This window comes from Bacteroides sp. (genome assembly GCF_029057325.1).
GTDB lineage: Bacteria > Bacteroidota > Bacteroidia > Bacteroidales > Bacteroidaceae > Bacteroides.
On the sequence record NZ_JAICZW010000072.1, the window covers coordinates 1 to 5,612 of the forward strand.

A 5,612-nucleotide genomic window follows, 5' to 3' on the forward strand; every position below is an offset into this window, starting at 1 on the left:
CTACAATATTGACCGCTGCCTTCCTCTGCCTCTTCGGCATGACGGAAAACCACGCGCAAAACATTCAAAACAACAAGATTATGGAAAAACTGAAACTGACACAGGAATGGGACAAGACGTTCCCGAAAAGCGACAAGGTGAACCACAGCAAAGTGACCTTCGTCAACCGTTACGGCATCACGCTCGCCGCCGACTTGTATGTACCTCAAACAACCGCCGGAAGCAAGCTGCCCGCCATCGCCGTCAGCGGCCCGTTCGGTGCCGTGAAGGAGCAGGCATCGGGGCTGTATGCCCAAACACTTGCCGAACGAGGCTTCCTCACCATCGCCTTCGACCCCTCCTTCACGGGAGAGAGCGCAGGAAAACCCCGCTACGTGGCCTCACCCGACATCAACACCGAAGATTTCTCAGCTGCCGTCGATTACCTCGCCACACGCCCCGATGTGGACGCCGAACGCATCGGCATCGTCGGCATCTGCGGATGGGGAGGAATGGCCATCAATGCGGCAGCCATCGACACACGCATCAAGGCAACCGTGGCATCGACCATGTACGACATGACCCGTGTCACCGCCAACGGCTATTTCGACTCCGAAGACAGTGCCGAAAAACGAATGGAGAAACGACGTGCGCTGAATGCCCGGCGAACCCAAGACTTCAAGGAAGGCACCTATGCCCTGGCAGGAGGAGTTATCGACCCACTGCCCGAAGATGCTCCCCGATTCGTGAAAGACTACCATGCTTACTACAAGACCGAACGCGGCTACCACCCACGTTCGCTCAACTCCAACCATGGCTGGAACGCAACCTCTTCCCTCTCCTTCTTGAACATGCCGATACTGGCGTATGCCCACGAAATTGAAAGTGCGGTATTCATCATCCATGGCGAAAAGGCACACAGCCGCTACTTCAGCGAAGATGCCTTCAAAAAACTGAAAGGCGACAACAAGAAACTGATGATTGTGCCGGAAGCCAGCCATGTCGATTTGTACGACAACAGGAAGAAGATTCCTTTCGATCAGATAAGCGATTTTTTCAGGAAGTATTTGCAGAACGAATAGCTGAAACGGTAGAAAATTGCAGAATAGAATAAAAGCCACGTACCGCCCCGAAAGAAAGTTCAAAAACTTATAGAAACTTGAGTGATTATTTTGTAATTTTGCGGGCGACAATCAATACAACATTAATAACAATATGATGAAAAGAACTATTTCTAAAATTTTCGTGGCAATGGCACTTTTCGCCATCGCCAGTCCTGCCTATGCGCAATTCAACCTGAAACGAGCCATAGGCGGAGCAGCCAAAGCAGTACAGGCGTTCACCCTTACGGATGCGCAGATGGCCGATTACGTCAAAGAGTCTGTGGACTGGATGGACAAGCATAACCCCGTCCCCTCCGAGGACAACCCATATACGCAGCGGCTCAGGAGATTGACCGAAGGCATTACCGATGCCGATGGCATACCTTTGAACTTCAAGGTGTATGACGTGATTGATGTTAATGCCTTTGCATGTCCCGACGGAAGTGTACGTGTCTTCTCCTCGCTGATGGACCTCATGAGCGATGACGAATTGCTTGGAGTTATCGGTCACGAAATAGGCCACGTCATCAAGCGCCACTCCAAAAACGCATTCAAGAACGAACTGCTCACCGGTGCCCTCAAAGACGCGATAGCATCTACAGGCGGCAAAGCGGCAGCTCTCACCGACTCCCAGCTCGGTACTTTGGGACAATCGCTGATGAACGCAAAGTACTCGCAGAAACAGGAGAACGAAGCGGATGACTGCGGATATGATTTTCTGGTGGCACAAGGCAAAAACCCGTGGGGCATCGTCATGTCTTTTGAAAAACTGATGAGCCTTGAAGGCGATTCCGGCAACAAACAGAGCTACATCCAAAAGATGTTCTCTTCGCATCCGGAAACCAAGAAACGCATCGAACACATGACGAAACGTTGTCAGGAAGACGGTATCGAACGTCCGGTGGCTACGGAAGAAGAGAAGAAATAAGAAGGATTACAGAAGTTATCCTGAGTCAGAAGGAGTTACTCGGAAGTTAAAGACCGATAGTTCTGCTTACACAAGGCAGAGCATGGGTTTCTAACTCCTGAATAACTCCTTTTTTAATTCCTGATGTTTTTTTCTCATAAAGCCATACAGACTGAGTTTTCAGCATCTTTCTTTGCAAGAAAGACGCTTCCGGCATGGAAGTGGATGGCCGGAGTTGCACTGACCGGTCATTTGCCAGCCACCGCTGCCAGTTGCCTCAACGCCTGCTCCAGCACCGAACGGGGACATCCTACATTCAACCGCATGAAACCCTTGCCCGGCTCGCCGAACATGCTTCCATCATTCAATGCCAGATGCGCTTTGTCGGCAAACAGTTTCACCAGCTCTTCCTGCGGCAACTTCAGCGCGCGGCAATCCAAATAAATAAGGTAAGAAGCCTGCGGACGTATCATGCCGATGCCGGGGATGTGCTCGCGCAGGTAGTTTTCCGTAAAGTCGATGTTACCCTTGATATACTCCAACAATTGCTCCAGCCATTCGTCGCCGTGCGTATAGGCGGCAGCCGTACCGATATAGGCAAACAGATGCCCTTCGCAGAACTCGCCCGCTTCCATGAACTCGTGGAAACGGCGACAAATCTCCTCATCAGGGATAACGGCATACGAGCTGCCCAACCCCGGCATGTTGAATGCCTTGCTGGGTGCCATGAAGGTGAGGGAGTTTCGGGCGGCAGCCTCCGAAACGGTGGCAAAAGGATGATGCTTATAAGGTGGCAAGGTCAGGTCGGCATGAATCTCGTCGGAGATGACGAAGGTATGGCTCTCCAGGCAGATATCGGCTATCTGGCACAGCTCTTCCACCGTCCATACACGCCCGCCAGGATTGTGGGGGTTGCAGAGAATAAGCGCCTTGCATCCTTGCACATCGCGGCGGAAACGGTCGAAGTCTATCTGATAATGCCCATCGCGCAAATCAAGCGGAGAATAGACGGGAGTACGCCCCAAACGTTGTGTCACCAGGAAGAAGGGGTGATAGACGGGAGTCATCACCATCACCCGGTCACCGGGGTTGGTGAAGCATTGTAGCGCGAAAGCCTGCCCGCGGACAATGCCGGGAACGAAGGTCAGCATCTCGCGCGTGACCTCCCACCCGTGACGGCGGCTGAGCCAGCTGCAAATGGAAGTGTACCACTCCTCGCAGGCGAATGTATAGCCCAGCACCTCGTGCTCCAGTCGTTTCCGCAAGGCTTCCATCACAAACGGAGGGGTGCGGAGGTCCATATCCGCCACCCACATGGGAAGGAGGTCGTCACGCCCCCACGCATTCTTCACGCCGTCCCACTTCACGGAATCGGTGCCACGGCGGTTGATGACTTCATCAAAATTGTATTTCATATTTTTCATTGTTTAAGGAGTTAAAAAGGGTTATCGGAAGTTAGAGGTCAATAGTCCTGCTTGCACAAACTTATGCCCTGCTGACACAAGTCGGAGTATCGGCTTTTAACTCCCGATAACTCCTAAAAAATTATATCGGAAACCATATAAACACTGCCGCATCCCACACCGCATGAGACAGGATAATGGCGGCAAAGCGGTTCGGAAAGAAGCGGTAGAGCGCTCCCCATGCCGCCCCCACCACCAACGCGGCCATCACCAGCATGAAGTTGCACGAGCCGGCATGCACCAGTGCGTAAATCAAGGTGGCCACCACAAATCCCGCATTCGGGTTCCAGCGTCTGGAGAAGGCGCGTTGCACGTAGCCACGCCAGAATATTTCTTCAGCCGGTCCTATCAGAAACAGCAGCAACGCCGTCAGCAACCAAGGCGATTCGCCTCCCTTCATCCCATAGATGGAATCGACCTGCGGACGGGCGAAGTCGAACATCCAAGCGGAGACCTTGTCGCCGATCCAGAATACGCCCCACAACGCAACGGCGATGCCGATGCCAAGCAGGAGATTCGGAAACGTCCACTTCACCTCCCGCCACCAGCCGGAATTGAACAAAGTGGCAAACACGGAGAGCGTACACGCCGAAGCGGTCATCATCCACCAGAAATTCACGTAAGGTGCCGTCCAAGGGGAGAACATGATGGTCCACAACACGGCGGCAAGCAGGATGGTAAAGAGCAGCTTCTTCATGCCAATGCCCCTGCTATAAAGAACGACAGTGCGAACAAAAGACTGAAAAGCAACTGAAGTTTAGCGGTCATCTCGTCCAACGTGGCAATAGCGGCTTCGCCTTTGGCGGTGAACCGCGAAACGACGCGCACATTCATCATCGCCGGAGCCAGCGCAGGCAGTATCAGCAACCCCCAGACAGGGAACGTGCCCGAAACCACCAGCCCGACTATCCAACCGAAAGGAAACAGGATTTCGGCACAATAGAGATAGACCGACCACTTGCCGCCCAGCATCATGGCAAGCGTGCGGATGTCGGCACGGGTATCGGTGCGGATGTCGCGTGTATTGTTGGCATGGAGAATGGCAGCCGTAATCAGCCCCACGGGAAGGGCTATCCACAAAACACTCCAGTCCATCACGCCCGTAGCGGCATAGCAAGTGCCCAGCGTAGGCAGTAGGGCGTAGGCCAAAAGAATGACCACATCGCCCAGCGCATGATACTTGAGTGGCGGATAAAGAAGCGAACAAACCGCACCGCCTATACCTATATATAACAGAGGCAGACCGGTGCGTCCCAACAACCCGATTCCGGCAACAAGCGCCACAGCCAACAAGCCCAAGGAGAGCCAATAGATTTCACGGGGCGAGAATACACCGTCGGTCAGCGTCTTCATGCCATACGTGTCCTGCGTATCGACTTTGTGCTTGTAGTCGAAATAATCACTCCACGTATTTCCCGCCGCATGGAACACAACGATATTCAGCAAAGCCCAAAGACCGTTGATCCAGTTAATCTCCTGGTTGTCCCAATACAAATACGCCAACGTCACTAACACAGGCATGGTCGATGCGGGGAACGACCACGGGCGAACGGCTATCAGCCAATCTTTAAAAGAATGTTTCTTCATCTGTGATTTATTTTTTATTTGTGCGCAAAAGTACGAAATATCTTTGCTTTTATTGTAATTTTGCGCACAAGATAAAAGAACCCCGTATGATAAAAGCCCTGTTTTTCGACATCGATGGAACTTTGGTGAGCTTCGAGACCCACAAAATCCCTGCTTCCACCCTCGAAGCACTGGTTGCCGCCAAAGCCAAAGGTATGCACATATTCATCGCCACCGGTCGCCCGGCAGTCATCATCAACAACCTTTCTGCCTTACAGGAACGGAACCTGATAGACGGCTACATCACGATGAACGGCGCCTACTGCTTTGTGGAAGATACCGTCATCTATAAAAGTGTCATCCCTGCAACGGAAGTCGAGACGATGACCGCCTTCTGCCACGAACGGAACATCCCCTGCATCCTGGTAGGCGAGCATGACATCTGCGTAAACCAACCCGCCGAGATTGTAACGGAAATCTTCCACCGCCAGTTAAAGGTAGTTCCCATTGAGGCGAAACCTTACGCCGAAGCTCTTGCCGGAAAGGCCATCTACCAAATGACCCCTTTCATCAATGCCGAAGAAGAAAAGGAAG

The 5,612-nt window shown here is 52.5% G+C and carries 6 protein-coding genes; 3 read left to right on the top strand and 3 right to left on the bottom strand.

Annotated elements, in window-relative coordinates:
• Both K2G43_RS04360 and K2G43_RS04365 read left to right on the top strand, forming a co-directional pair.
• Nucleotides 1-1,061, top strand: a 1,061-nt coding sequence (locus tag K2G43_RS04360) for an alpha/beta hydrolase (protein WP_300153136.1), incomplete at its 5' end; no start/stop codon positions are given.
• 136 nt (nt 1,062-1,197) lie between these two features.
• Nucleotides 1,198-2,010, top strand: coding sequence for a M48 family metallopeptidase (locus K2G43_RS04365; protein WP_297642204.1), 813 nt, complete (start codon nt 1,198-1,200; stop codon nt 2,008-2,010).
• Between the two features lie 227 nt (nt 2,011-2,237).
• Here K2G43_RS04365 and K2G43_RS04370 read toward each other — a convergent pair whose 3' ends face one another.
• The 3 genes from K2G43_RS04370 to K2G43_RS04380 all read right to left on the bottom strand — a co-directional run bounded on the left by K2G43_RS04370 (nt 2,238) and on the right by K2G43_RS04380 (nt 5,039).
• The gene (locus tag K2G43_RS04370) at nt 2,238-3,404 is read right to left on the bottom strand and encodes a MalY/PatB family protein (protein ID WP_300153138.1); all 1,167 of its coding nucleotides are present in this window, start codon (nt 3,402-3,404) and stop codon (nt 2,238-2,240) included.
• Nucleotides 3,405-3,534: 130 nt separating this feature from the next.
• Nucleotides 3,535-4,149: a type II CAAX endopeptidase family protein gene (locus K2G43_RS04375; protein WP_297642185.1), complete on the bottom strand. Its 615-nt coding sequence runs from the start codon at nt 4,147-4,149 to the stop codon at nt 3,535-3,537.
• Nucleotides 4,146-5,039, bottom strand: a complete 894-nt coding sequence (locus K2G43_RS04380) for a prenyltransferase (protein ID WP_300153140.1) — start codon at nt 5,037-5,039, stop codon at nt 4,146-4,148. The genes K2G43_RS04375 and K2G43_RS04380 overlap by 4 nt, the downstream gene beginning before the upstream one ends.
• An 86-nt stretch (nt 5,040-5,125) precedes the next feature.
• On the opposite strand from K2G43_RS04380, the gene K2G43_RS04385 reads away from it, so the two are divergent.
• Nucleotides 5,126-5,612 (top strand): HAD hydrolase family protein (locus K2G43_RS04385; protein WP_300153142.1); only part of this gene is annotated, 487 nt, incomplete at its 3' end.

Excerpts from the sequence above, each read along its gene's own strand:
- K2G43_RS04365 (WP_297642204.1), top strand. The coding sequence starts at position 1,198 with ATGAAAAGAACTATTTCTAAAATTTTCGTGGCAATGGCACTTTTCGCC.
- K2G43_RS04370 (WP_300153138.1), bottom strand. The coding sequence starts at position 3,404 with ATGAAATACAATTTTGATGAAGTCATCAACCGCCGTGGCACCGATTCC.
- K2G43_RS04375 (WP_297642185.1), bottom strand. The coding sequence starts at position 4,149 with ATGAAGAAGCTGCTCTTTACCATCCTGCTTGCCGCCGTGTTGTGGACC.
- K2G43_RS04380 (WP_300153140.1), bottom strand. The coding sequence starts at position 5,039 with ATGAAGAAACATTCTTTTAAAGATTGGCTGATAGCCGTTCGCCCGTGG.